The organism is Dulcicalothrix desertica PCC 7102 (genome assembly GCF_003991905.1).
In the GTDB taxonomy this organism is placed as follows: domain Bacteria; phylum Cyanobacteriota; class Cyanobacteriia; order Cyanobacteriales; family Nostocaceae; genus Dulcicalothrix; species Dulcicalothrix desertica.
This window is the reverse complement of record NZ_RSCL01000015.1, coordinates 1-22,175: the sequence shown is the minus strand read 5'-3', so window position 1 is coordinate 22,175 and position 22,175 is coordinate 1. Positions and strand designations below refer to the sequence as shown.

20 protein-coding genes and 2 tRNA genes are annotated in these 22,175 nt (G+C 37.2%); 7 read left to right on the top strand and 15 right to left on the bottom strand.

Features of this window, described 5'->3' with window-relative positions:
* The first annotated feature begins 37 nt into the window (after nucleotides 1–37).
* The 3 genes from DSM106972_RS28660 (at nucleotide 38) to DSM106972_RS55910 (ending at nucleotide 5,339) form a co-directional block, all read left to right on the top strand.
* Nucleotides 38–3,832: a sacsin N-terminal ATP-binding-like domain-containing protein gene (locus DSM106972_RS28660; RefSeq protein ID WP_127083888.1), complete on the top strand. Its 3,795-nt coding sequence runs from the start codon at nucleotides 38–40 to the stop codon at nucleotides 3,830–3,832.
* Between the two features lie 561 nt (nucleotides 3,833–4,393).
* On the top strand, nucleotides 4,394–5,143 hold the full coding sequence (locus tag DSM106972_RS28655) for a protein rep (RefSeq protein WP_201800795.1): 750 nt from the start codon (nucleotides 4,394–4,396) through the stop codon (nucleotides 5,141–5,143).
* Entirely contained in the window at nucleotides 5,127–5,339 is a 213-nt protein-coding gene (locus tag DSM106972_RS55910; protein ID WP_201800799.1) for a protein rep, read from the top strand. The genes DSM106972_RS28655 and DSM106972_RS55910 overlap by 17 nt, the downstream gene beginning before the upstream one ends.
* Before the next feature lie 53 nt (nucleotides 5,340–5,392).
* Here DSM106972_RS55910 and DSM106972_RS28650 read toward each other — a convergent pair whose 3' ends face one another.
* The 6 genes from DSM106972_RS28650 to leuC form a co-directional block, all read right to left on the bottom strand.
* Nucleotides 5,393–5,641 (bottom strand): hypothetical protein, encoded by a 249-nt coding sequence (locus tag DSM106972_RS28650; RefSeq protein ID WP_127083887.1) that lies wholly within the window; start codon nucleotides 5,639–5,641, stop codon nucleotides 5,393–5,395.
* Nucleotides 5,642–6,365: 724 nt separating this feature from the next.
* Entirely contained in the window at nucleotides 6,366–7,094 is a 729-nt protein-coding gene (locus tag DSM106972_RS28645) for a Bax inhibitor-1/YccA family protein (protein ID WP_127083886.1), read from the bottom strand.
* A gap of 168 nt (nucleotides 7,095–7,262) precedes the next feature.
* A complete protein-coding gene (locus tag DSM106972_RS28640; RefSeq protein WP_127083885.1) occupies nucleotides 7,263–7,739 on the bottom strand; it encodes a pentapeptide repeat-containing protein in 477 nt (158 codons plus the stop codon).
* Between the two features lie 61 nt (nucleotides 7,740–7,800).
* Nucleotides 7,801–8,256 carry a hypothetical protein gene (locus DSM106972_RS28635; protein WP_127083884.1) on the bottom strand — a complete coding sequence of 152 codons (456 nt, stop codon included), beginning with the start codon at nucleotides 8,254–8,256 and terminating at the stop codon, nucleotides 7,801–7,803.
* A 491-nt stretch (nucleotides 8,257–8,747) separates the two neighbouring features.
* Entirely contained in the window at nucleotides 8,748–9,341 is a 594-nt protein-coding gene (leuD, locus tag DSM106972_RS28630; protein WP_127083883.1) for a 3-isopropylmalate dehydratase small subunit, read from the bottom strand.
* 134 nt (nucleotides 9,342–9,475) lie between these two features.
* Nucleotides 9,476–10,879: a 3-isopropylmalate dehydratase large subunit gene (leuC, locus tag DSM106972_RS28625; protein WP_127083882.1), complete on the bottom strand. Its 1,404-nt coding sequence runs from the start codon at nucleotides 10,877–10,879 to the stop codon at nucleotides 9,476–9,478.
* A gap of 129 nt (nucleotides 10,880–11,008) precedes the next feature.
* On the opposite strand from leuC, the gene speE reads away from it, so the two are divergent.
* On the top strand, nucleotides 11,009–11,902 hold the full coding sequence (gene speE / locus DSM106972_RS28620; RefSeq protein WP_127083881.1) for a polyamine aminopropyltransferase: 894 nt from the start codon (nucleotides 11,009–11,011) through the stop codon (nucleotides 11,900–11,902).
* Nucleotides 11,903–11,922: 20 nt separating this feature from the next.
* Here speE and DSM106972_RS28615 read toward each other — a convergent pair whose 3' ends face one another.
* Together DSM106972_RS28615 and DSM106972_RS55010 are read right to left on the bottom strand one after the other, a co-directional pair.
* Complete coding sequence (locus DSM106972_RS28615) at nucleotides 11,923–12,408, bottom strand: hypothetical protein (RefSeq protein ID WP_127083880.1); 486 nt, start codon at nucleotides 12,406–12,408, stop codon at nucleotides 11,923–11,925.
* A gap of 202 nt (nucleotides 12,409–12,610) precedes the next feature.
* Nucleotides 12,611–12,736 carry a hypothetical protein gene (locus DSM106972_RS55010; RefSeq protein WP_267901166.1) on the bottom strand — a complete coding sequence of 42 codons (126 nt, stop codon included), beginning with the start codon at nucleotides 12,734–12,736 and terminating at the stop codon, nucleotides 12,611–12,613.
* A gap of 162 nt (nucleotides 12,737–12,898) precedes the next feature.
* Here DSM106972_RS55010 and DSM106972_RS28610 point away from each other — a divergent pair, with 162 nt between their 5' ends.
* Nucleotides 12,899–14,965, top strand: a complete 2,067-nt coding sequence (locus tag DSM106972_RS28610; protein WP_127083879.1) for a cation:proton antiporter domain-containing protein — start codon at nucleotides 12,899–12,901, stop codon at nucleotides 14,963–14,965.
* Between the two features lie 82 nt (nucleotides 14,966–15,047).
* Here DSM106972_RS28610 and DSM106972_RS28605 read toward each other — a convergent pair whose 3' ends face one another.
* From DSM106972_RS28605 to DSM106972_RS28585, 5 genes are all read right to left on the bottom strand, one after another.
* Complete coding sequence (locus tag DSM106972_RS28605; protein ID WP_127084075.1) at nucleotides 15,048–16,571, bottom strand: slipin family protein; 1,524 nt, start codon at nucleotides 16,569–16,571, stop codon at nucleotides 15,048–15,050.
* A gap of 481 nt (nucleotides 16,572–17,052) precedes the next feature.
* Nucleotides 17,053–17,123 (bottom strand) — tRNA-Lys (locus DSM106972_RS28600).
* A tRNA-OTHER gene (locus tag DSM106972_RS28595) sits at nucleotides 17,124–17,196 on the bottom strand.
* A 106-nt stretch (nucleotides 17,197–17,302) separates the two neighbouring features.
* Entirely contained in the window at nucleotides 17,303–17,485 is a 183-nt protein-coding gene (locus DSM106972_RS28590; protein ID WP_127083878.1) for a hypothetical protein, read from the bottom strand.
* A gap of 81 nt (nucleotides 17,486–17,566) precedes the next feature.
* Complete coding sequence (locus DSM106972_RS28585; RefSeq protein ID WP_127083877.1) at nucleotides 17,567–17,995, bottom strand: MerR family transcriptional regulator; 429 nt, start codon at nucleotides 17,993–17,995, stop codon at nucleotides 17,567–17,569.
* Between the two features lie 21 nt (nucleotides 17,996–18,016).
* Here DSM106972_RS28585 and DSM106972_RS28580 point away from each other — a divergent pair, with 21 nt between their 5' ends.
* Nucleotides 18,017–18,841, top strand: a complete 825-nt coding sequence (locus tag DSM106972_RS28580; RefSeq protein WP_127083876.1) for an SDR family oxidoreductase — start codon at nucleotides 18,017–18,019, stop codon at nucleotides 18,839–18,841.
* Nucleotides 18,842–19,471: 630 nt separating this feature from the next.
* On the opposite strand, the gene DSM106972_RS28575 is transcribed toward DSM106972_RS28580, so the two are convergent.
* Nucleotides 19,472–20,221 (bottom strand): Uma2 family endonuclease, encoded by a 750-nt coding sequence (locus DSM106972_RS28575; protein ID WP_127083875.1) that lies wholly within the window; start codon nucleotides 20,219–20,221, stop codon nucleotides 19,472–19,474.
* Nucleotides 20,222–20,314: 93 nt separating this feature from the next.
* On the opposite strand from DSM106972_RS28575, the gene DSM106972_RS28570 reads away from it, so the two are divergent.
* The gene (locus DSM106972_RS28570) at nucleotides 20,315–21,352 is read left to right on the top strand and encodes an agmatinase family protein (protein ID WP_222596633.1); all 1,038 of its coding nucleotides are present in this window, start codon (nucleotides 20,315–20,317) and stop codon (nucleotides 21,350–21,352) included.
* A 123-nt stretch (nucleotides 21,353–21,475) separates the two neighbouring features.
* On the opposite strand, the gene DSM106972_RS28565 is transcribed toward DSM106972_RS28570, so the two are convergent.
* The gene (locus DSM106972_RS28565; RefSeq protein WP_127083873.1) at nucleotides 21,476–21,925 is read right to left on the bottom strand and encodes a thiol-disulfide oxidoreductase DCC family protein; all 450 of its coding nucleotides are present in this window, start codon (nucleotides 21,923–21,925) and stop codon (nucleotides 21,476–21,478) included.
* Nucleotides 21,926–22,175: the final 250 nt, after the last annotated feature.

Sequence of the window (22,175 nt, the reverse complement as noted above, 5' to 3'; positions counted from 1 at the left end):
ATTACCAGTACTTTTAGCATAAACAGGGTAAAATACTATGACTTACGAACAAGAGTATCGTGACGAGTTAGAAAATGCTCACCGACAGCAAACAGCAACTAAACTATTTGACGGTATTCGTAGGTTATATAGTAGCGAGTCATCACCCCGGCGTTGGATTTGGGAGCTTTTACAAAACGCTAAAGATGTTGCTCATAATCAGGTTAAAGTAGAAATAATTTTGAATCAAGACTATCTTGAGTTCAAGCATAACGGTAAGCCGTTCTTGATGAAAAATATTACATATTTAATTGAACAAGTTTCAACAAAAGATAGAAATAGTAATAAACCTACAGAAAATCAAAGCGATAGTAATAAAGTCAGAACTACTGGTAAGTTTGGTACAGGTTTTATGACCACCCACTTACTATCTAAAGTAGTTCAGTTAAGTAGTATATTTGAAGATCCAAAATGTAAAATTTATAAGCGATTTAATTTAAATTTAGATAGAAGTGCTGCAACAATCGAAGAAATGATTGAAGCAGTCAAAAAAGCTTCTGATATTCGGCGCCATCTAGACGATAAAAACATATGTCCTACTTTACCTCCTGATTATCAGCTATACCAAACTTGTGATACATCATTTCGTTACCGGCTTAATAAAGAAGGATTTAAAGTTGCTCAAAAAGGAATTGAAGATTTACACAATGCAATTATATATACCCTTGTTTTCATCCCTGAACTAGAATCTGTAATAGTTAAAGATGAAACAAAATCAACAAAGACATCTTATTATATTCAAAATCGCGAAAAACTAGAAGAAATAACAATATCGCATATAGAAAAGCACGTTGATGACCAAATAGAAAAAATAATTATTGCAAATTGCTCAAAAACCATTAACTTAGCCGATGAACAAGGTGAGATAAGTATCGCCATTCAGCTAGAACAAATAAATAATCAATATTCTGTTGTTAAGCTTAATTCCTCTGCACCACTTCTATTTTGCGATTTCCCTTTAATTGGCTCTGAAACTAAATTCAAGTATCCGGTAGTAATTAACAGTCCATTATTGGAGCCAACTGAACCTAGAGACAGTATATTGCTTGACGATAGAAATGAGACTGGTGGTAAAAAAAATAGAGCAATTTTTGAAGAAACCATATCACTTTACGGTATTTTATTAGATTACGCAGCACAAAATTGGTTAAACCCTCACTTATTGGCTTTGGCAGAATTACCAAAAAATATTGATTCCGAATGGTATGAATCACATATTCAAAGTTTTATTAGAGCTAAAGTACTTGAAAGTAAAATTGTTCGTACCAATGAGGGGGTAAATATCAAGTTGAAAGATGCTTTAATTCCCGAATATAACAATAAAAATCTTTTAGAATTTTGGGAAATTACAGCATTCCTTCATTCTTCTAAGTTACCTCAAAGACAGGATATAAAAGAATGGAGCGAAGTTATTGGGCTTGATAATCGTTATCCAAAAGAACTGCGATATAATTTACAAAGGTTGCTCGCTGAGATTAGCGAACAAAAAACTTTAGAAAATTTATCTGCTCGGCTCGGTTTGAGAGATACTAATACTCTAACTTGGTTAAACAGGGTTATCAGCTTTATTATTGAATCTAAGCAACTTGAACTTTTGGATAACAAGTATGCTATCTTACCAAACCAGTACGGAGTATTCCAATTAAGAACTCAATTGCGATTAGATGAAAATATTCCTGATGGGTTAAAAGAAGTTCTTTTTATACTTGGCGAAGATTGGAAGCAGGAACTATTACACTTAAATGTAAATTCTAAACTAGAAAGAAGTTACAGCACACGTAATATATCCGAACGTATCGGCGCCATTTTTACAGAAAAAGCACATCCCAATTTAAGAGATGCAGCTTACCTATTAGCTAGTTATCTTCCCAACAGCGAAAGCAACAAAAAAGCTATTAAAACTGATTTCTTAGAAAAGAGAATCCAAATTTGGCAGTTTGCAAAAGCTTTAGATAATAATGTGCCTGAAATTAAGAAATTATTTGATTGGACTCCTTCTCTCTGGGATATTAATGACGAGTGGCTTTTAAATACTTTAATTCAAGATATCGCCCAGTACCAAGATGTTATTACATTACACACAAATTTAGGAAAAACTACAGAGTTAGAAAGTATTAATTGGTTAAGCAGTTTTATTAACTTTCTTAAAGCTAATAAAAAACAATCACTGTATAGCGAAATAGCTATCTTCCCTAACCAACAAGGAGTTTTTCGTAAAAAAGCAGAATTACTTTTTGATAAAAACGTACCTGAACAGTTAAAAGATGTTTTGGAAAGATTAAACGCTTCTTGCAGAAGTAGACTTTTACATCGAAATATATTAAATTTTGATAAAAGCTTAGAGCAATATCGTGTTGCTAACAACTCGAAGGAAATTAACGATATTATTAGAGGTAAAGGTAGAGACCAAAGCGAAGACTTTAAACGAGCTATTTATAACTTAATTAGCTACTTTCAATTTGGCAGTAGAGAAGTAAATCGCTTAAAAATTTGGCAATTTGCGCGCGATATCTATAATCAAGCGATTCCAGACAAAGTAGAAATAGATAATTTAGAAGAATTTGACTGGGAGGAATGTAACAAATGGATAATAATTGCTATTGTTGAAGAGGTAGCACAAGCAAGCAGGTTAACTACTCTTGCAAGCTTTTTATCCCAAACTAAAGAGCTAACAACAAGTTGGCTCAATAATTTCCTATGTTTCGTTAATACAATTGATTATACACTATTTGATAAATATGCAATTCTTCCAACTCAAAACGAAGATTTTAAATTAAAAAAATCTTTAAAAAGAGATGGAGGTATACCAGAAGAACTGAAAGAAATTGCACGTTATCTAAGGTTACAGGATTGGAATGATTTCCTTCTATTAAAAAACGATTCATTCACAAAAGCACGACAGATAATTGACGTAAAAGAGATTGTAACACTTGAAGATATTGCTAATGAAATTGATAATGCCATCCGTGATTATGAAGGTGATAAGGAAGATAACAATTTTAGGCAAGTTGTACAACAACTCTTGCATTGGTCTAATTCGATAGTAGAAAAAAAATTTGAAAAATTATTTACTTACTTCTTTCAACGTCGGGCTGAATTAGTTTTGCAAACCTTGGGCAATGACGAAGTTAGAAATAATATTTTTGATGTTTTGCAAGCTCCTCCGGATAAACTTGATGCTATAGCTAATATTGCTCGCAAACCTTATATCACAGCTAATGACCTAAATCAACTCGCTGAAAAGATTGATACTTATAAAGCATTAGAAAATTTAAAAGGAGAATCAAACGTAGAGACTGAAATAGTTGTTTCATTACTTGCAGAACTTGGTATTAATTGCGTTCTGCCAGTTACCAATCAAGGAGTTATTTATATAAACGATAATTCTACGAGCTTAATTGAAAATCCTGAAGATTATTCTTTAGTTGAAGAACCTGATAACTATTCTGTTACCGAAAATTTGGTTACTAATTCTTTAATATCTATTCCAAATCAAAACGATGATAGCCCAAGCTCTGGGGAAAATGCGGAAAGATACGGTCAAATAGGTGAACTTTGGGCAAGACGTTTGTATGAAGAATTTTTAGAATACACTATTCTAGCACGCGATGGCAGTGGCTTTGATTTACTTTACTCTCAAGAAGGTGCAGAAAATATTAGAGTAGAAGCTAAGGCAATTACGTATCACAAACACTACATACATGTTACAAAAAACGAATGGCAAAAAATGGTTAATTATGGAGATAATTATGAGCTATTAATAATAAGCCATAATCAAGGTACACCACAATAATTTATTAGAGTCACAAAAGCATGGCCGACTTTTGTAGAAATTCTTGCTAATTCTAGACATCAACCTCCAACTTCTGCGTCTTACAGTCGCGGGAATATAGAATCTCTCATCGGCTTGCAATTAAAGAGTAACTCACAAGATAACGATATAATTGTCCACTGGCAACGATTATTTAATACTTTTAAAAATAATAATATTTACAGATATCGCTACAGTGAACAGTCTGGTTTTCAATCAACTTAAATTAAAGTAATATGGCAAACAATAAATTTTATCATCTTGAAAAAAACTCAGTGCTATTACTAGTGGTATATGTCATAAGTTTTGGACGGTTGTGGGGTGGGCAATGCCCTCCTTACGATATACGCCAACCTGGCAAAACTAATAACACAGACCAAAGCGTGCTTCATGTCATTAAATTTGGAAATTGGCGCCTATCGTATTATAAAGTCCTTTAATTAGACAATGTTAGATTATTTATAATCTAAATTTCAGTAATTATACTGCAATCAGTAAGTAAATTTTAGAGGAAGATATATTGTAATCATATATATCTCATAGATGGACTTATCTCCAGAACTTATAATAAAAACAAAAAATAAACTTAAGCTTTCTAATGTCTCTGTTGCTGGTAAAATTTGGGACAAGCACAGAGCTAGCGCGCAAAAAATCTCTGAATATTATGCTGATGCAGAAGAAGATGGTTTTGCTCGTTACGCTTGGCGAGTAAAAAATTGCTCTAAATGGTTAGAGTTTAACTTGTTAGACGATGATGAAGGCACAGTTCAACTACAGCTAACAGACGCGCGCTTCTGTAGGGTTCGTCATTGTCCAGTTTGTCAGTGGCGCCGTAGTCTAATGTGGAAAGCAAAAATCTGTAAAATCCTTCCACAGATTATAAGTGATTACCCTAAGCATCGGTGGCTGTTTATAACATTAACTCTAAAAAACTGCGATATTAAAGAATTGCGGTCAACCTTAAATCTTATCAACAAAAGCTTTAAACGCTTAACAGAGTTAAAAATTTGGCGTTTTAAAGGTTGGATAAAGTCAGTCGAAGTAACTAGAGGGCAAGATGGAGTATCAGCACACCCACACCTACACATTTTAGCAATGGCGCCCCCATCGTACTTTAGTCATGGTTACATTACACAAGCCAAGTGGGTAGACACATGGCAACAATGTTTAAGAGTCAACTATCAACCTGTTGTTCATGTCAGTGCTATAGCAAAGCATCAAGACCCTAAAATTATCATCCCAGAAATTCTTAAGTATCAGGTAATAAGAGTCAGACCTGGTAGCAGACGCTAAGTGGTTTTTAGAGTTAACCCGACAGTTACACAAAACTAGAGGTATTTCCGTTGGAGGAATATTAAGAGAATATATGCAAGATTTAGAAGGTATAAGCCAAGAACTAGTCAATGAGACCGAACAGGTACAAAAAAATGAAGAGGAGAGCTTATGTTTTACCTGGCAGAAGAGGATGGAGAAATATACTTATTTATAGTAGAGGCGTATTGTCGGTCAGTAGAATAGATTGTAACCTATTAACGGTAATAATTAGAACCTGTTATCTGACGTAGAAATACCATGAAAGTATATCTGGGAAGTAAAAGAGTACCTAGGATGAGGATACCATTCTGATAACCTTCTATACACAGAGTAGTCTTTAGTTCTAAACCAAGTAACATTCCTATGACGATGCATAACATCAACTAATTTCAATAAGTCCTCTAACTCAGAGGGCAAGTTACCTGGACGTGGAATGTAGATACGACCAATAGGACAGAGAGAAAATTCTATGTTCATAATAAACCTCCAATCAGTGATTTCTTACAATATACAAGCGTAGCTTGAGTAACAATTCCTCCTAAGATAGATATATATGAAATATATACCAAAGCATTCTAAATTCATCACTACCCTTAATGGCGATAGCCTTTTTTACAGGGCAAATTAGTGGTGCTATTGCATAATCCCAGCTAACAACTTTGAAGTTAGCCAGGATTACTTAACTTGATACTTCAGAAACAATTTAAATCAATACATTTATTCACATCTTTCACTTATGGAAATAAATTATTAATTTTCAAAAAGTATGTGTTTAATATGACTATTTATTCAGTCCATTTTAATGGACTTTGGCTATTAGCCTAGGAACTTCTATTCCTAGGCGGGTATGAGCGTAGTTACAAATTGAGCAATTAATCTTACATAAAAAATGTAAGTGCAAGATATGAGTTCACGCGAAATTTACTTTAACCGTTATCTCCGTGATTTTGAAAATGAAGCGTAAATTTTATATATTTAAAATTATTTGTAAATAAATTTAAATTGCTTTAAAATTTATTTCATTTCTTGATTTTTTATCTTTACATATAAATAATAAAAACCTCAACCCACTAGGGGCTGAGGCAAAGATTAATCAGGGTGCATCTAGAATTTGTATTCGCTGCGGGCTTGAGCTAATCTGGACAAAATTGAATATTTTATCTCATCAATCTAGAACACCTTATTAATATTCAGGTAGAGATTAATCACGGCTATTTATTGCAATTAGTAACCGCAAAATGAAAATAAACAAATTGATGTAGGTTAGGTACATTGATAAAGCAGCGCTTAAATACTGGTTATCACGATAAGCGCGCGGTAATATATAGAAGTCAACAACTGCTGCTCCTACGAACAAAAATACTCCGATACCCGAAATTCCAATTTCTAACCAACCTGGTGTGTATACACCAAACATACGGAAAACTACTTGGACTAGCATCACAACAAGTAAAGCAATTAACCCTAAGCCAATTGTTTTACTTAGCGCCATCCCATCAGACTCAGAGAGGTTAGAGCCAATTTGACGGGCGCCAATAAAGGTGACTCCACAACCAAGTGCTGCAAACCCAATTCCTGCAATGCCTACACCTGTGGTACCCAAGGCAACTGCCACAATACCCGAAAGTGTATAGCCAGATAACAGACTATATGTTGCCAATAAAGGTAATGCGACTTTATTATTCGCTTTCTCTGCAACGTTCTGGGCAACGAAGAAAAGTATCAGTTCTAGGACAAACGCCGCAATAAACGTAGGAAAAAAGATTCCTGGGTTATTCGCGCGCACAAACAAACCACCATATGTGCCGACAGCAGTCAACACAAGACCCCCACCCACAAAAGGAAGGGCGTTAGCAATTACGTTTGGACCAACCAGGGCTTGATTTTTCGCCTGGTTAATGGCTTCGCGGAAGTTGCTGCTACTACTCATATTTGAAACAATCTTATTAACAGAAGAATTATCTTCCTCTATTTTGACCCATATTTAAATTATCTAGGGGTGTGGTAATTGCTAGTTTTTTAACGCACTAATGCTGTTGTGATGTAAATATCAAGCTTGGTACCATCGCATGTTAGTCGTATAAATACTGAGTACAACTTACAATCTGGCGCCCAGCGAAAGTAAATTTTGACGTTGTGCTAAAGTTAGACCAATAGTATTATCAAGTTGACATCCTGTAACTAATGTATCTTGCCATATTGTTTCATTAAGCGTGGCGCCCGATAAATTAGTGTTACTTAAATCGGCGCCAGTAAAATTAACAAATATCATGTCAGCTTTAACTAAACTAGTATTGCTTAAATTGGCGCCAGACAAATTACCGCGAATCAAATTAGCTCCATCCAAGTTTAAACCAGATAAATCTGCTCCGATCAAATTTGGAAACTTTAATCCTCTAGGATTTTGTAAATATCTCGTTACACAAATTATATTCGCTTCATTCAAACGCATTTGTAACAAAAACGTATAGCGTGCGATTCCATATTGCTTAAGTATATGTAAACGCTGTTGAGCATCCTGTTCCAGAAATTCAGTTGCTGCTTGACGTAAATATAATGCTGTATCACTCGTCATCACATACACATGTAATATTAGATGCGTAATACAATAAAGCATCACGCACCAATGGACACCATTAGTCTATAAAAAATTCTTCAAAAAAAGTATAAAACTTCGGCGCCAACAACTCAAATTTCTCTCCAACACAATCAGGAGTAGTAATTTTATACCCTTTTCCATTTAACCAGTTATAATTATTAAATGGTGTATAAATAAGGTGAGCCATTCCTTCAGAATAGTACCCAGATAAAGTCATAGTATTAATTTTTGGGAAAAAGCACACACTGAAATTTACATTTTTGCCAATATGTTTTTCTTTTTTGAAAGTTATAGACAAGTTATTATTGCCAATTTTTTGACCTAACAAATGATATTGATTTTTTGGAAAAATAAAAGCAGCATCGAAACAGCTAGCTTGCCGATACAATAACTTGTACTCAGTATCAGGGAAAACTAAAGCTGCAATCTTAGCAGCCTCTGTCAGCAAATCTGGTTGTATAGTATAAATTGCTTTGAGTGCATCACAAGACATTTTTTTACCCTTAAATTATTATAATTAAACTGGGAATCGGTAATCCGAGGTCAACGTAAATGATTTTCTAGTATCTTATAGGGGTAATCAACGTAACTTTATGCAGTACTATCAGGAGATTATAAAAATTAATAATTTTCCTGCAATCTAAAATCAGCATCCCTGCCCATTTCAAATTTAGGGTGGCTCGCGACACCCCACAATCAAATTTTGAATATTTTTCTATTTAGAAATTTTTGTAAAAGCACCTTGACAAACTCTGTTCTGCGCCGCAAAACTTTTTTAACTATATATATATTATCATTGAAAGTGCATTTAAGCAAACCCTATGTATCGTTTGGCACTGTTGAACCTGTAGTTACTAAGCGGTTTTTCCTGCAACGGTTTTCTTGAATTATCGTAATTTGGTGGTTTTATATGTTAGATGGTGCGTGATGCCATTTGATTGTAATGTTTGTTGATGAAAAGTTGTAGGCATCACGCACCCTACTTTACTTCCAAGCTATGTAGGGTAATTTTGCTGCGGTGGCTCTGACTTGTTCTGCTTGCGCTACTAGTTGTCCACATGCGTCCCAGGAACCGGAGACAAACATGTTTCTTGCTCCTTCATTTATTGAGACGGCGCCTGTAAAGTCATTACATTGAACTTGCATTGTTTCTAGGTTTACTGTTACTGATATTTCTGGATTTGCGGTAATTAGGTCTTGGAGTTGTTTTACTGTTTCGCTATCGGCTGTTAAACAGGGTACTCCCATAGCTACGCAATTGCCGAAGAATATTTCGGCAAAGCTTTCACCAACTACCGCAGTAATACCCCATTTTGCTAAAGCTTGCGGTGCGTGTTCGCGCGATGAACCACAGCCAAAGTTACGGTTGACTACTAATATATTGGCGCCTTGATATTGCGGTTGGTCGAAAGGATGTTGACCTTTAAGGGCAATACGGTCATCTTCAAAAGCATGGGCGCCTAACCCGTCAAAGGTAACACAACGTAAAAAACGCGCAGGAATAATGCGGTCGGTGTCGATGTCATTACCTACTAAAGGAATACCGCGACCAGAAACTGATTTTACTTCACTTGGCATATAAATTCTAGATATTTTTAACTGGAAATCTTGTGGAAATCTTGTGGAAATCTTGTGGAAATCTTGTGGGATGGGCATCCTTGCCCGTCCCTTATATATAGATAATGTTGGGTTCCGCAAAGCCTCCACCCAACCTACACTAACTCACGCACATCAAAGACCTCACCTTTAACAGCAGCAGCAGCAACCATTGCGGGACTCATTAATAAAGTGCGACCACTTGCAGAACCCTGGCGCCCTTTAAAGTTACGGTTAGAAGAAGAAGCACTTATTTGTCGTCCTTCTAATTTATCGGGGTTCATTGCTAGACACATTGAACATCCAGCTTCACGCCATTCAAAACCCGCTTCCACAAAAATTTTATCGAGTCCTTCTTCTTCTGCTTGTTTTTTGACTCGTTCAGAACCTGGAACAACAAAGGCTTTTATTCCAGAAGCAACTTGGCGCCCTTTCGCAATTTTTGCAGCTTCGCGAAGGTCGCTAATACGTCCGTTCGTACAGCTACCAATGAAACATACGTCTATTTTAGTGCCTTCGATAGATTGACCTGGCGCCAAATCCATATATTTATATGCTTCTTGAGCGATTACACGGTCATCTTCGCTCAACTGTTCGGGAGTTGGTACTTGTTGGTCAACTCCAATACCTTGACCAGGTGTAATTCCCCAAGTGACAGTAGGAGGAATATCTTCGGCTTTAAAAACAACTACATCATCATATTCAGCGTTATCATCACTTTTTATCGAGTCCCACCATGCAACAGCTTTATCCCAGTCAAGAGCTTTAGGAGCAAAGTCGCGTCCTTTGAGATAATCGTAAGTTATTTTATCAGGATTAACATAACCACAACGGGCGCCACCTTCAATAGCCATGTTACAAACGGTCATTCGTTCTTCCATGTTCATCGCATCAAAGGTAGTTCCAGCAAATTCGTATGCATACCCAACCCCACCCTTAACACCAAGAGTGCGAATAACATGCAAAATAATATCTTTAGCGTATACACCTGGCTTTAAGGCGCCGTTAACTTCGATTTTACGAACTTTGAGTTTTGCCAAAGCCAACGTTTGCGAAGCGAGAACATCACGAACTTGGCTAGTCCCAATACCAAAAGCAATAGCACCAAAGGCGCCATGTGTGGAAGTATGACTATCACCGCAAGCAATAGTCATACCCGGTTGAGTCAAACCTTGTTCAGGTGCAATAACGTGAACTATTCCCTGATTGCCCGAACCAATATTATAAAAAGTAATATTATTAGATGAAGCGTTATCCTCCAGCGCCTGCATCATCTCTTCAGCAAGAGTATCAACAAATGGACGCACTTGGTTGTCAGTAGGAACAATATGGTCAACCGTTGCCACAGTCCGTTCTGGAAATAATACCTTCAAACCCCGTTCGCGTAGCATCGCAAAAGCTTGGGGACTAGTAACTTCGTGAATAAGGTGAAGTCCTATAAATAATTGTGTTTGCCCTGATGGAAGCGTACCAACAGTGTGCAATTCCCAAACTTTATCAAACAGCGTGCCCTTGCTCATATCTCAAATCCGTGTTCTTATCTCTCGAATCTTAAATATTAGCAAAAAATAGGTATATATGTAGAGGCGCCTTCTTGATGTATACTAATCCACTGGCATTTGATTTATTTGATAAGGGCGCCCTTTAAAATGACTACACCTGAGACCGGAGCAGAATTTAACCAAGACGAATGGGTAATAGACCATAACAATAAAAGCGCGCTGTCAATTCGCGTCAAAGGAGAATGTCTTTTTAAAGAGCAATCACCATTTCAAGTAGTAGAAGTATTTGATACATACGACCGAGGGAAAATGCTGACTATTGACCGCATGGTTATGTGTACCGAATCAGATGAAGCAAACTATCATGAGATGATTGTTCATGTACCAATGTTTGCTAATTCCAGTATCAAAGATGTATTAGTAATCGGCGCCGGAGATGGTGGTACAATTCGGGAACTAATGCGTCATCCAGGTATCGAAAAAGTCACAATGGTAGAAATTGACGAAGTTGTAGTACGCGCATCAAAGCAATTTTTACCCACAATATCATCAGCCCTAGAACATCCCAAATTGAATTTGCTCATCGACGATGGCATTAAATTTGTCAAAGATGCCGCCAATGCATCTTATGATTTAGTCATTATCGACTCCTCCGACCCAGTAGGCCCATCAGAAGGACTTTTCAGCAAATCATTTTACGAAGACGTATACCGTTGCTTGCGTCCAGGTGGAGTAGTAACAATACAGAGCGAGTCACCACTATTCCATCCCGACGCATTCGTAGACTTAAATAAATGTCTTAAAGAAGTTTTCGGCGCCGACTTTGTACATCCGTATTTAGTATTTATACCCATGTACCCCACGGGAATGTGGAGTTTGACATATTGCTCTAAACAAGGACAACACCCAGTTAATAATTTTGACCGTGACTCTTCAACGCAATTTACGGCATTACATAACCTGCGCTACTACAACCCAGATATTCATCAAGCAGCGTTTGCGCTACCTGGTTATATTCAACAAAAAATTATATCCACGTAGAGACCGAATTAATTCGGTCTCTACAATGTACGTTTTTTACTTTTACCTAGTAAACCCAACTGCCTTAACTCACTTTCAGTATCATTAGACCACTCACGCACCGAACCAAAGGCGCCATCATAAACCGCAGTCAAAATCTTTTTTTCTGCGGGTTTAGCAAAAAATAAATAGCGGGTGCCAGTAGTAGTAATAAAATTATCGCAAGAAGTTCTATTAAACCCCGTTAAGGTAACAATTCTTGAACCTTTACCCTTAAAATACCGCTTGACTCGAACTGTCACTTTATCTTCATTCACTCGAATGACAGTACCATCAAAAACATAAGGAGTATTATCCACTCTTGCCGCTAAAGTAGCGGGCGTGCTTCCTGGTGCGGGTCTACAAGCACTTGCAGGTTGTGATAAAATTACACCTAAAATAATAGATACAAAAAAGCTGACTCCTACTAGTTTTGATTTTACGAACCAATATCTAAAGTCTTTATCATTACTTAATAACTTCAACATCTTAAATAACTCTCGTGCATATAATAACGTAAAGAAACCGGCTTTCTATGCATTCATTGTCGCAGACAAATCATCGTTTTTATTACAATATCTTAACAAAGAAACCCGGTTTCTAGAGGCTTAGACGCTGATTTACAATTTTTGTTGCAGTTGTTACCAAGTACTTATCCGTTACATCCGTTACATCCGTTGCCAGTCTTGCCTATTCGAGCCAAAGGACATAGAAATTCCTACGTATCCAGCAAACGGCGCCTACCCCTAACATCACCAAAATCATCAAAGCTTCAGGTATTGGATAATTTAACCAGGTGGCTCCGCTACTGAACATTATTATTACCACAATAGAACTAATTTATACACAAAGTTAATTAATGATAATATTGAATAATTAAAATCCCATCTAAAGGTAGAACTGTAAATAGAAGATAACCCTTATCCTACTAGCAATTGTTTTTTTACTCGTCAAAAACTAATCAAAAGGATACACAAAGTGCTTATAAATAGCCCAATCATTGCATTTACCATTCTTTTAATAGTAATATTTACAATTCCACCACTCTTCGAGCGGCTAAAGCTGCCTGGACTAGTAGGTTTGCTTGTAGCAGGTGTACTTTTAGGTGATAGCGGATTAAAACTTCTCAATCCTGAGTCAGAAAGCATCAAATTATTATCTGAAATTGGCAAAATATATTTAATGTTCGTGGCAGGGTTAGAAATAGACTTAGAACAATTTCGTAAAACAAAAAACCGTTCGATAGGATTTGGATTTTTAACATTTATAGTTCCAATGATTGCGGGTATTTTAGTTGGTAGAATATTTAATTTTGGTTGGAATAGCTCTGTTTTAATTGGCTCTCTACTAGCTTCACATACCCTTTTAGCATATCCAATCGTCAGTCGCTTAGGAGTGGTAGCAAATGAAGCGGTAACAGTTACTATCGGCGCCACCATTTTTACAGATACAGGTGCTTTATTAGTACTAGCAGTATGTGTAGGGATTCATGGTGGAGAATTTACACCTTTGAGTTTAATTACTTTACTGGGTGGATTAGCTATTTATTCAGTAATTGTTTTGTTTGGATTTGATTGGGCAGGAAAAGAATTTTTTAAACGTACAGGCGATGAGCAAAGTAACCAATTTTTATTCATTTTATTAGCATTGTTTTTAGCATCGGTAGGTGCCCAACTTATTGGAGTAGAAAAAATAGTTGGCGCCTTTTTAGCGGGTTTAGCGGTAAATGATGTTTTAGGACGTAGTCCAGTCAAAGAGAAAATAGAGTTTATTGGCAGTGCATTATTTATCCCTTGTTTTTTCATAGACATGGGATTACTAATTGATATACCAGCATTTATTAAAACTTTAAGCTCAATAGGTTTAACAGCAGCAATAGTCATAGGTTTAATAGGTAGTAAATTTATTGCCGCATATCTAGCTAAAGTTTTTTACCGTTATAATAATGCAGAACTATTAACAATGTGGTCATTATCTTTACCACAAGTAGCTGCCACACTCGCTGCTGCATTAGTTGCCTATGAAACTGTAAATGCCAACAATGAAAGACTAATTAATAGTGGTGTTTTAAATAGTGTTATAGTTTTAATGCTAATCACAGCTATTCTTGGCCCAGTAATAACAGCGAGGTCTGCCACTTCCCTGACTATTCCCCAAGCAGATTTAGCTTCTGAACCTCTCTCAACTTGGTGGAGTAATTACCGCGATGATGTGGTAGATACAATTCATCAAACATTCACTGTAGTAGTTCCAATTTATAACCCGCAAACCCAACGTTATTTACTAGAAATGGCAGCAATTTTAGCTCGTTATGAGTCAGGAAGACTGGTGCCATTAGCAATAACAAAAGGACATATCCAAATGGATAATCCTCAATTGAAAACGGAACTTGTACAAGCTAGAGAAAGATTAGATTTAGCCACAGATATAAGCAAAGAATTTGATATAGAAGTGGCGCCAGCAATTCGGATAGATGATGATATAGCTTTAGGTATTAGTCGTGTTAGTCGAGAGCAAGACGCTAACCTGTTAATATTAGGTTGGTCACAAAACATCGGTTTAAAGGCAAAAGTATTCGGTAATATAATCGATAGTATCTTTTGGTCGTCTCACTGCCCAGTTGCCGTAACTCGTCTTTTAAAAAGTCCAACAGAGTTCAAAAAAATTCTCGTACCCGTCGGAGATTTAACATCTCAAACAACAGGCGCCATTAGGTTTGCTCAAATACTAGCAGAAGGAAATCAAGCAGAAATAATTTTATTACACATTCGTAACCCAAAAACAACGCAAATTCAAGTTGAAGTTTTTGAATCAAAAATATTAGATATAGCCTCAAAAAACCAATCAAAAATAAACACTATTATTAAAACAGTAAAAGGTAATGATATAGCCAGAATAATTACTCAAGAAGCATTAAATACCGATATAGTAATTTTGCGTTCCGTGCGCTACCGTACTGCTGGAGGATTAGCAGTCAGTGAAGTTACAACGCAAGTAATTAAACAACTAAAAACTTCATTCATCTTACTTGGAGAAACAAACTAACACCCTACGTTACTCATAGCACAGGCATACGAACTGTGCAGTAAGGTGGGCATTGCCCACCATACAACCTCTCAAAACTTTACTATCTATTAATGCTAATTAACTCGGTTAAAATGCTGTCTAAGCTACCGTTTACTTGAATTTTCTCAATTTTCTCGGCAATTCGTTCTAGCACTTCAAGTTCCTTTAATCGTAAAGCAACAGGATTATCTTCCATCACTTTAGCGGTATTTAACATACTACGAGTTGCGGCAGTTTCTTCACGGCGCCGTACTACGTTAGCTTGAGCAGCTTTTTCAGCTTCGACTACCTTACTCAAAATAGTCTTAATCTCACCAGGTAAAATAATATCCTTAACTCCCACAGAAGCAACTTCAATTCCGTACTCTGCTGTCTTCGCGCGAATGTACTCAGAAATACTCGTATCAACGGCGCCTTTATCTTCGAGCAAAGCATCAAGAGTCTTTTCACCAACAGCCCCGCGTAAAGCAAACTGTAATTCTTTGTACAAGAAATTACTTATATCTGACAAAGCATTTTTTGCTCGTAATGGGTCTAGAATACGATAACCAGCCGTCAAGTTTAACCGCAAAGGCACTTTATCTTTAGAAAGGATATCTTGACCCGATACTTCCATTGCTTGTTGACGCAAGTCAAAAACTTCAGTTTGGAAAGACCGTCCAAATATCCACCAAGCGTGGACACCCGGTTGAAGTTCGTTCTTGAACTCTTGGTTAATATATAGTAGACCAATGTGCTGTGCCTTAACCTCGCATAAATGCAAACTCTTGCAAGCAAGATAAGTTACTTCAGGTAAACCAGAGTTTAACTCAGCTACCAAGCGAGGTGATAACTTAGCATCTGTGCTGATATCAATAACTTCAACTTCCACACCTTGCCAAAACAGCTTGCGACTAGATGGCGCCAGTATAGAAATAGCTTTACCTTGATATCGTACAATAGCGACTTCAGTACTCAGCAGTTGCACGACCTCACAATAAGCAGCAACAAAATCAGGATGTCTTTGAATCAAAACATCTTCAAGAGGAAAATCTGGATTTGGGATAATTCGACTAAGAGTACGAACAGCCACATCTCTATCAAAAGTCCAAAATGCATACTCACCTGGTTCTAAAGGTCGAACAAAGTTATTTTGCACATACAATAAACCAATCTCAGACTCAGAAATTTGGAACTTTCTAATTCCACCCAAAACCAGACTGCGCGTTTGTTGAACAAACTCAGATGGTAACTCTAAGCTTTCCTCCAAATTAAAGACATGTGCTTCCACTTCAATAAAACCACGCCAAAACGCACGTAGTTGATTTGGTGCAACGCTCAACCAGTTTTGACCCAAACGAACCAAAGCAGTTTGGTTAAATGCAGTTCGCACAATTAATAGATAATCTTCCAACTCAGAACCGTGGTTTCGCAGCAACAATTCTAAGTTTTCAATCTTAGCTTCTGGCACATTCAGGTCATATGCTTTAACTTGCCAGTGACTACCAAAATAAGTATAAGTACCAGGCTGCAAAATTTTCTTAAAATCGCTGCGATGATACAAAATTCCAAGCTCATTAGGTTTGATATAAAAAGTTTTCCACATAGTGATATTGATAGATAATTTGGGTATTTTTACCCAGTCAAAATTAAATAAAGCCATAATTTATAACTTGTAGCATATATACTACATGAAAAATAATTATAAACTCCGCAAGTGCAAGTGTCTACAGTTAAGGTGCGGACAAATACATATTTATCTACTGGATTAAGATTATTGTCACTCAAGTACCTTTCGGCAGTTAAGAAAACAACGCTCACATATACCGTTCAATTTGCTAATTCCAAATTCTGTAAAGAACTTAGATGTTACAAATGAAGGGCATACTCAAGTCAGATAAAATGTAAACGCACAGGCGCCTTCACTGTTGCATTAAAGCTCACCACGAATGACAAGCAAAAACGCGCACCTGCACCACAGAGTTTGTAAAATAACGGAATCGAACCGTTTTGGGATTTCTCCCTTTTTCCATTTTTGTAGGAGCTACTTCCTCAAAGTAGTGTCTTTTGACCCGGACAGGGTTGGTAAAAGTGTAGGAATCGAACCTACTACCAATCGGTTAAACGCCGACCGCTCTACCTAATGAGCTAACTTTTTTGGTGTATGATAAAGGACTCGAACCTTCGTCCAGCCGATTCTTCGGATGCTCTGCCAACTGAGCTAATCACACGATAAGACAGCTACAATAATGCGGCATACGCACAATTAAATCTTAAGAGCGCACCAGTTGGGCATACAGAACCCAAACCATAGCATCGCTTTGTATTACTGCCTTACTACACACTGTAACACAAAAATTTGTGAGGCGCCAACCACATCATGCTAAAAAACAAAGCATCCTCTGTGATACTGAGGTACGAAGCATCTCCTGTGATACTGAGGTACGAAGCATCTCCTGTGATACTGAGGTACGAAGCATCTCCTGTGATACTGAGGTACGAAGCATCTCCTCCTGTCATGCTGAGGTACGAAGCATCTCTAATTATTGCAAATCATCAAGTGTTAGAAACAGAAGGCACCTCTGAATGCAACACCTATTTTTAGAAATCATCTTTCAATTTGCCTAACTTATTTATTAGATAATTTTCCACTTGATGAAGTTGTTGCATCTTAGTCGCAACTTCTTCGAGTTTACGCTCAATGATTCGTATTTGTTCGCTTTTAGGAATAGAGCCATTTCCCCATTCGTCGAGCAATTGCTTCATTTCGCCGAGAGTAAAACCTAACCCCTTACCTTGATTAATCATCGAAAGACGTTCTACCATCTCTTCGTCATACTCTTTATAAATTCTGGTTCCTGCTTGCTTGTCAGTTGCAGTGATTAGCCCGATTTTTTCATAAAAGCGGATAGTGTCCTTCGACAAACCAGTTTTCTTCGATAGTTGACCAATTAGCATTACAGTAACCAAAAAATTTTGAATAAATACCACTTGACTGTGGAGTATACTCCATAGTTTACGCTGCTTCATAACGACATTTGGAAGCAAGCAATGAGTAAGACAGTTTTGATAACAGGCGCCTCAAGTGGTATTGGCGAAGCAACAGGAAAATATTTTATCCAAAAAGGTTGGAATGTTGCAGCCACAATGCGAACACCAAATAAAGCACTTGATTGGACGAAAACAAACAAAGTTATTTGTCCTCAACTTGATGTAACCAAACCAGAGACAATTACATCCGCAATCCATGAAACCTTAGAATACTTTGGCAGTATAGACGTATTGATTAATAATGCTGGGTATGCGCTCATGGGTTCAGTCGAGGGTGTCACACCAGAGCAATTACACCAGCAATTTCAAACCAACTTTTTCGGACTTGTATCAACTATTCAAACAATCCTGCCAATCTTCCGCTCATCTGGTGGGGGCACAATTATTAATGTTGCATCGATAGGTGGGCGTATAGGTTTTCCGTTTACGTCTTCTTACCATGCAACAAAATGGGCAGTAGAAGGACTTTCAGAAGCTATGCGTTACGAACTGCGTCGCTTTAACATTCGTGTCAAAATTATTGAACCTGGTGGAATTAAAACAAATTTTATTAATCATGGAGCATTATGGGCGCCTCACCCAGCTTATACTGAGATGGAAAATCATGTCAGAAACTTCATGGATATGATAAATGACTCCCTAGCAAAACCTGAAGGAGTCGCCAAAGTTATATATAGAGCAGCAAACGATAAATCAGGTAAACTACGTTATTCCCCTTACGGTGAAGCAATATTTTTCTTACATACCATATTACCTGATCAGTTATGGAGGTCTCTAGTAGAAAGTATCATGCTGGGAAAAACTAGTAGTCCGAACCAATATTGATGCTAAAGATTTCGTAATAGTTTTTAAGTACTGCTAAATACATTTTACAGTGGGTTGTTTCTGAATCCCACTGCCTACTACTTGTATATATTAAAACTTATAAACTTAAAGTTAGCTATTAAATATAGTACCAAATCAAAAATTATTGGTACTAACATAAAATTATTTGTCAATAATAGCTTAATAATATGACTCAACATCTTTTTGAAACTAACTAAAACTCTTGTTTTTACCATAAAAATAGTGGTACGGTACCGTGGTACAATACCAAAAATCGACGGGAATATAACCTTTCCAAAGATTTTTTAGTACCATCACTGTACCATTATAAGCATGAGTTTGTACCAATAATTTTTGAATTATTATTTTGGATTTATATTTAATATAAATTATTCTTAAAATTTGACTATTTTAGTTAAATTGCGATGTTAAAAATACAAGTATAAATAGTCGATTACAGATTAAAATTTTGAGATATAAGATAAATACTATTTATAAGGTAAGTTTTATACAATAAAAAATAGTTATATTAGTTGGGTTCCGCAAAGCCTCCACCCAACCTACGGATATTAATGTTTACTTTATAAATAAACTTGTGTGCGCCTCCTAATTATTTAAGAGGCGCCATAATTATGAACCTATTTCATCAGGGTCTAAACCTAATTCGCGTAATTTTGCGGCTAGCTTGTCCGCGCGTTGGCGTTCTTGCTCCGCGCGCTGACGTTCTTGGACAGCTTGCTCGCTACTCCATAACAACATATTGCCATCTGCATCCCACCATCGTAGCCAATTCATTGTTTGGCACAGTCGCTCACCTTGCCAAATTCCTAGAAATAACTCTAACTCAGCAATCCAGTGGCGCCCCTGCTCGGATGGTTGCTGTAGTACGTACTGTTTATTTTGCAGGCGCCGTACTTCTAAAATTAGTTCGTAAGGGTCATAAGTTACATATGTGGGAACAGCGAGAACTTGTTCGTAAAAGTAAAGTTTTCCATATGGTGGAGTCGCACGTACAGAAAGTTCTCCATTATCTTCATTCGAGAGAAATTCCATTACAACTGCAATGGGGTCGCCCTCTAAATTCTGAGTGTAGCTACGACGAATTACATCGGATGCCACAGGTTGCACATTTGGCACATAAAACCAATCTGGTGCTTTTACAACTGTTTTTTTGTTAACGTTTGCAACCAGCCCAAAATTGGAACCAATTAGCATCTGCGGTTGAATACGTCCAGCTGCACCTAACGCATCAGTAAGTCCAGCAGCGAGAGGGGGTTGTTGAATGTTTTCCACAGGGTCATCTGGTAGAGCAAAGTCGGGAGGAAGTGCTTCCCAAGTGATGCTTGGCTGTTTCTTCTGGGGTGGAGCTTGTAGAACCATAAGTTACACGCTGGTACACACACTCTATATAATAACCCTTTCTACGTTAAACCTTTAACATAGTAATGGTTTAGTTCAGAATGCTGGAAGCGTATTATGGGTAATCTCCAAGACTACAACCCTAGTGGAGTAGGCCAAGCGAATGGGAATCTTTTTGGTTTACCATTCGATTATGAGTCGGCGAATTTGATTGTTTTTGGGGTTCCGTGGGAGGTAACTGTATCTTACGGCGCCGGCACAGCTTCAGGACCACAAAGAGTTTTAGAAGCATCACCCCAGTTAGATTTGTTTGATTTTGATAATCCTGATGGGTGGAAACAGGGAATTTTTATGCAAGAGATTCCCCAAGATATATTGGAAAAAAACGAATATTACCGCACGCGCGCAGCATCCATTATTGAAAGATTAGAACAAGGTAAGTCACTCACAGAAACACCAGACTTAACACCTGTTGTTACAGAAATTAACCAGGCAGGCGCCAATGTAAATCAATGGTTATTTGAAAACTGTCAAGAAGCACTCAATAAAGGTAAGCGAGTTGGTGTTATCGGTGGAGACCACAGTGTTCCACTAGGTTACTTCCAAGCATTAGCAGCAAAGTATCCTGATTTTGGAATTTTACATATTGACGCACATGCTGACTTACGTGATGCATATGAGGGATTTAAATATTCTCATGCGTCAATTATGTTTAACGCCATGAAAATTCCGCAAATCTCTAAGTTAGTTCAAGTAGCTTTACGCGATATTTGTCATGAAGAAGTTGATTTCATTAACAACTCAAACAATCGTATAGTCGCCTACTACGACTCACTAATCAAGCAAAGACAATATTCTGGCGCCACCTGGATAGACTTATGTCGAGAAATCATTAATAATCTACCCCAACACGTCCATATTAGCTTCGATGTTGACGGTTTAGACCCTAAACTTTGTTCAAAAACAGGAACACCAGTACCAGGTGGTTTAGAACTAGAACAAGCTTATTGTTTATTTAGAGAACTAGTAAACAGTGGTAGAAAAATTATTGGCTTTGACTTGTGCGAAGTTGGTGATGCTGAGTGGGATGGTAATGTTGGCGCCAGAATTGTTCTAAAGCTAGCAAACTTTCTAAATTTATCTTGGCAATAACAATCACTCTTGTGGAACGGGCATCCCTGCCCGTTTATCATGTTTAATATTGTAGGGACGGGCAAGGATGCCCATCCCACAAGATGCCCATCCCACAAGATGCCCATCCCACTCTTACACTAATCAATCAATGCGGCAGCGCTCTGTACACTCTGCCCGCTCTTGACGCTCTCGCACAACTGTTGCCAAATTTGGTCTTGCTGTCAAAGCAAGGCGCCAGTCTGCCCAAATACCATATATAAAATCAGCTATGGCGCCGATAACGGGCAACTTCGTTACAGCATAAACCCATCCCATCCCCAAAGTTTCGTAAATACGGCGAAACACTTCAACATTTTTGACTAGTGTTCCATCAGGTAATACTGCGTGAATACGACCCATCGCAGTTTCAAAGTCAACCCCACCGTTTGCCGAAGGGTTATAGTTTTCATCCGCAATATCTACAAAAGCAACTAACCCTCTACCAGCATCTCGCTTTTTTAAAAAGTTGACTTCGCGTACACATAAGGGACATTCACCGTCATATAACAGCTTAATTTTCCAGTCAGATGTTTTTGTACTTAGTGATGACATAGGTGATTAATTATATAAGTATAGTCAAATCGGGCATTATTACCCATATACAATATTTTACAATTATTCACAAAAATAAATAAACCGTTTGTTTAAGTAATTTTAATTCATTAGTACTATAAAAAATTTTTAACATGTTACAGCTGACATTTGCACTTTATGAAGGTTACAACCCATATTCCGCACTTCAGAATGTCGCATAAAATATTACATAAATACGTACTGGCATTAGTAAATAAACATACTAATA

What these genes read in the sequence shown, in the direction of transcription:
- DSM106972_RS28605 (WP_127084075.1), bottom strand. Translation starts at nt 16,571, where the DNA reads ATGTGGAAAACTTTTTATATCAAACCTAATGAGCTTGGAATTTTGTAT.
- DSM106972_RS28655 (WP_201800795.1), top strand. Translation starts at nt 4,394, where the DNA reads ATGGACTTATCTCCAGAACTTATAATAAAAACAAAAAATAAACTTAAG.
- DSM106972_RS28660 (WP_127083888.1), top strand. Translation starts at nt 38, where the DNA reads ATGACTTACGAACAAGAGTATCGTGACGAGTTAGAAAATGCTCACCGA.
- leuC (WP_127083882.1), bottom strand. Translation starts at nt 10,879, where the DNA reads ATGAGCAAGGGCACGCTGTTTGATAAAGTTTGGGAATTGCACACTGTT.
- DSM106972_RS28650 (WP_127083887.1), bottom strand. Translation starts at nt 5,641, where the DNA reads ATGAACATAGAATTTTCTCTCTGTCCTATTGGTCGTATCTACATTCCA.
- DSM106972_RS28565 (WP_127083873.1), bottom strand. Translation starts at nt 21,925, where the DNA reads ATGTCATCACTAAGTACAAAAACATCTGACTGGAAAATTAAGCTGTTA.
- DSM106972_RS28635 (WP_127083884.1), bottom strand. Translation starts at nt 8,256, where the DNA reads ATGTCTTGTGATGCACTCAAAGCAATTTATACTATACAACCAGATTTG.
- DSM106972_RS28590 (WP_127083878.1), bottom strand. Translation starts at nt 17,485, where the DNA reads ATGACAGGAGGAGATGCTTCGTACCTCAGTATCACAGGAGATGCTTCG.
- speE (WP_127083881.1), top strand. Translation starts at nt 11,009, where the DNA reads ATGACTACACCTGAGACCGGAGCAGAATTTAACCAAGACGAATGGGTA.
- DSM106972_RS28640 (WP_127083885.1), bottom strand. Translation starts at nt 7,739, where the DNA reads ATGACGAGTGATACAGCATTATATTTACGTCAAGCAGCAACTGAATTT.
- DSM106972_RS28575 (WP_127083875.1), bottom strand. Translation starts at nt 20,221, where the DNA reads ATGGTTCTACAAGCTCCACCCCAGAAGAAACAGCCAAGCATCACTTGG.
- leuD (WP_127083883.1), bottom strand. Translation starts at nt 9,341, where the DNA reads ATGCCAAGTGAAGTAAAATCAGTTTCTGGTCGCGGTATTCCTTTAGTA.
- DSM106972_RS55010 (WP_267901166.1), bottom strand. Translation starts at nt 12,736, where the DNA reads ATGTTCAGTAGCGGAGCCACCTGGTTAAATTATCCAATACCTGAAGCT.
- DSM106972_RS28615 (WP_127083880.1), bottom strand. Translation starts at nt 12,408, where the DNA reads ATGTTGAAGTTATTAAGTAATGATAAAGACTTTAGATATTGGTTCGTA.
- DSM106972_RS28585 (WP_127083877.1), bottom strand. Translation starts at nt 17,995, where the DNA reads ATGAAGCAGCGTAAACTATGGAGTATACTCCACAGTCAAGTGGTATTT.
- DSM106972_RS28580 (WP_127083876.1), top strand. Translation starts at nt 18,017, where the DNA reads ATGAGTAAGACAGTTTTGATAACAGGCGCCTCAAGTGGTATTGGCGAA.
- DSM106972_RS28645 (WP_127083886.1), bottom strand. Translation starts at nt 7,094, where the DNA reads ATGAGTAGTAGCAGCAACTTCCGCGAAGCCATTAACCAGGCGAAAAAT.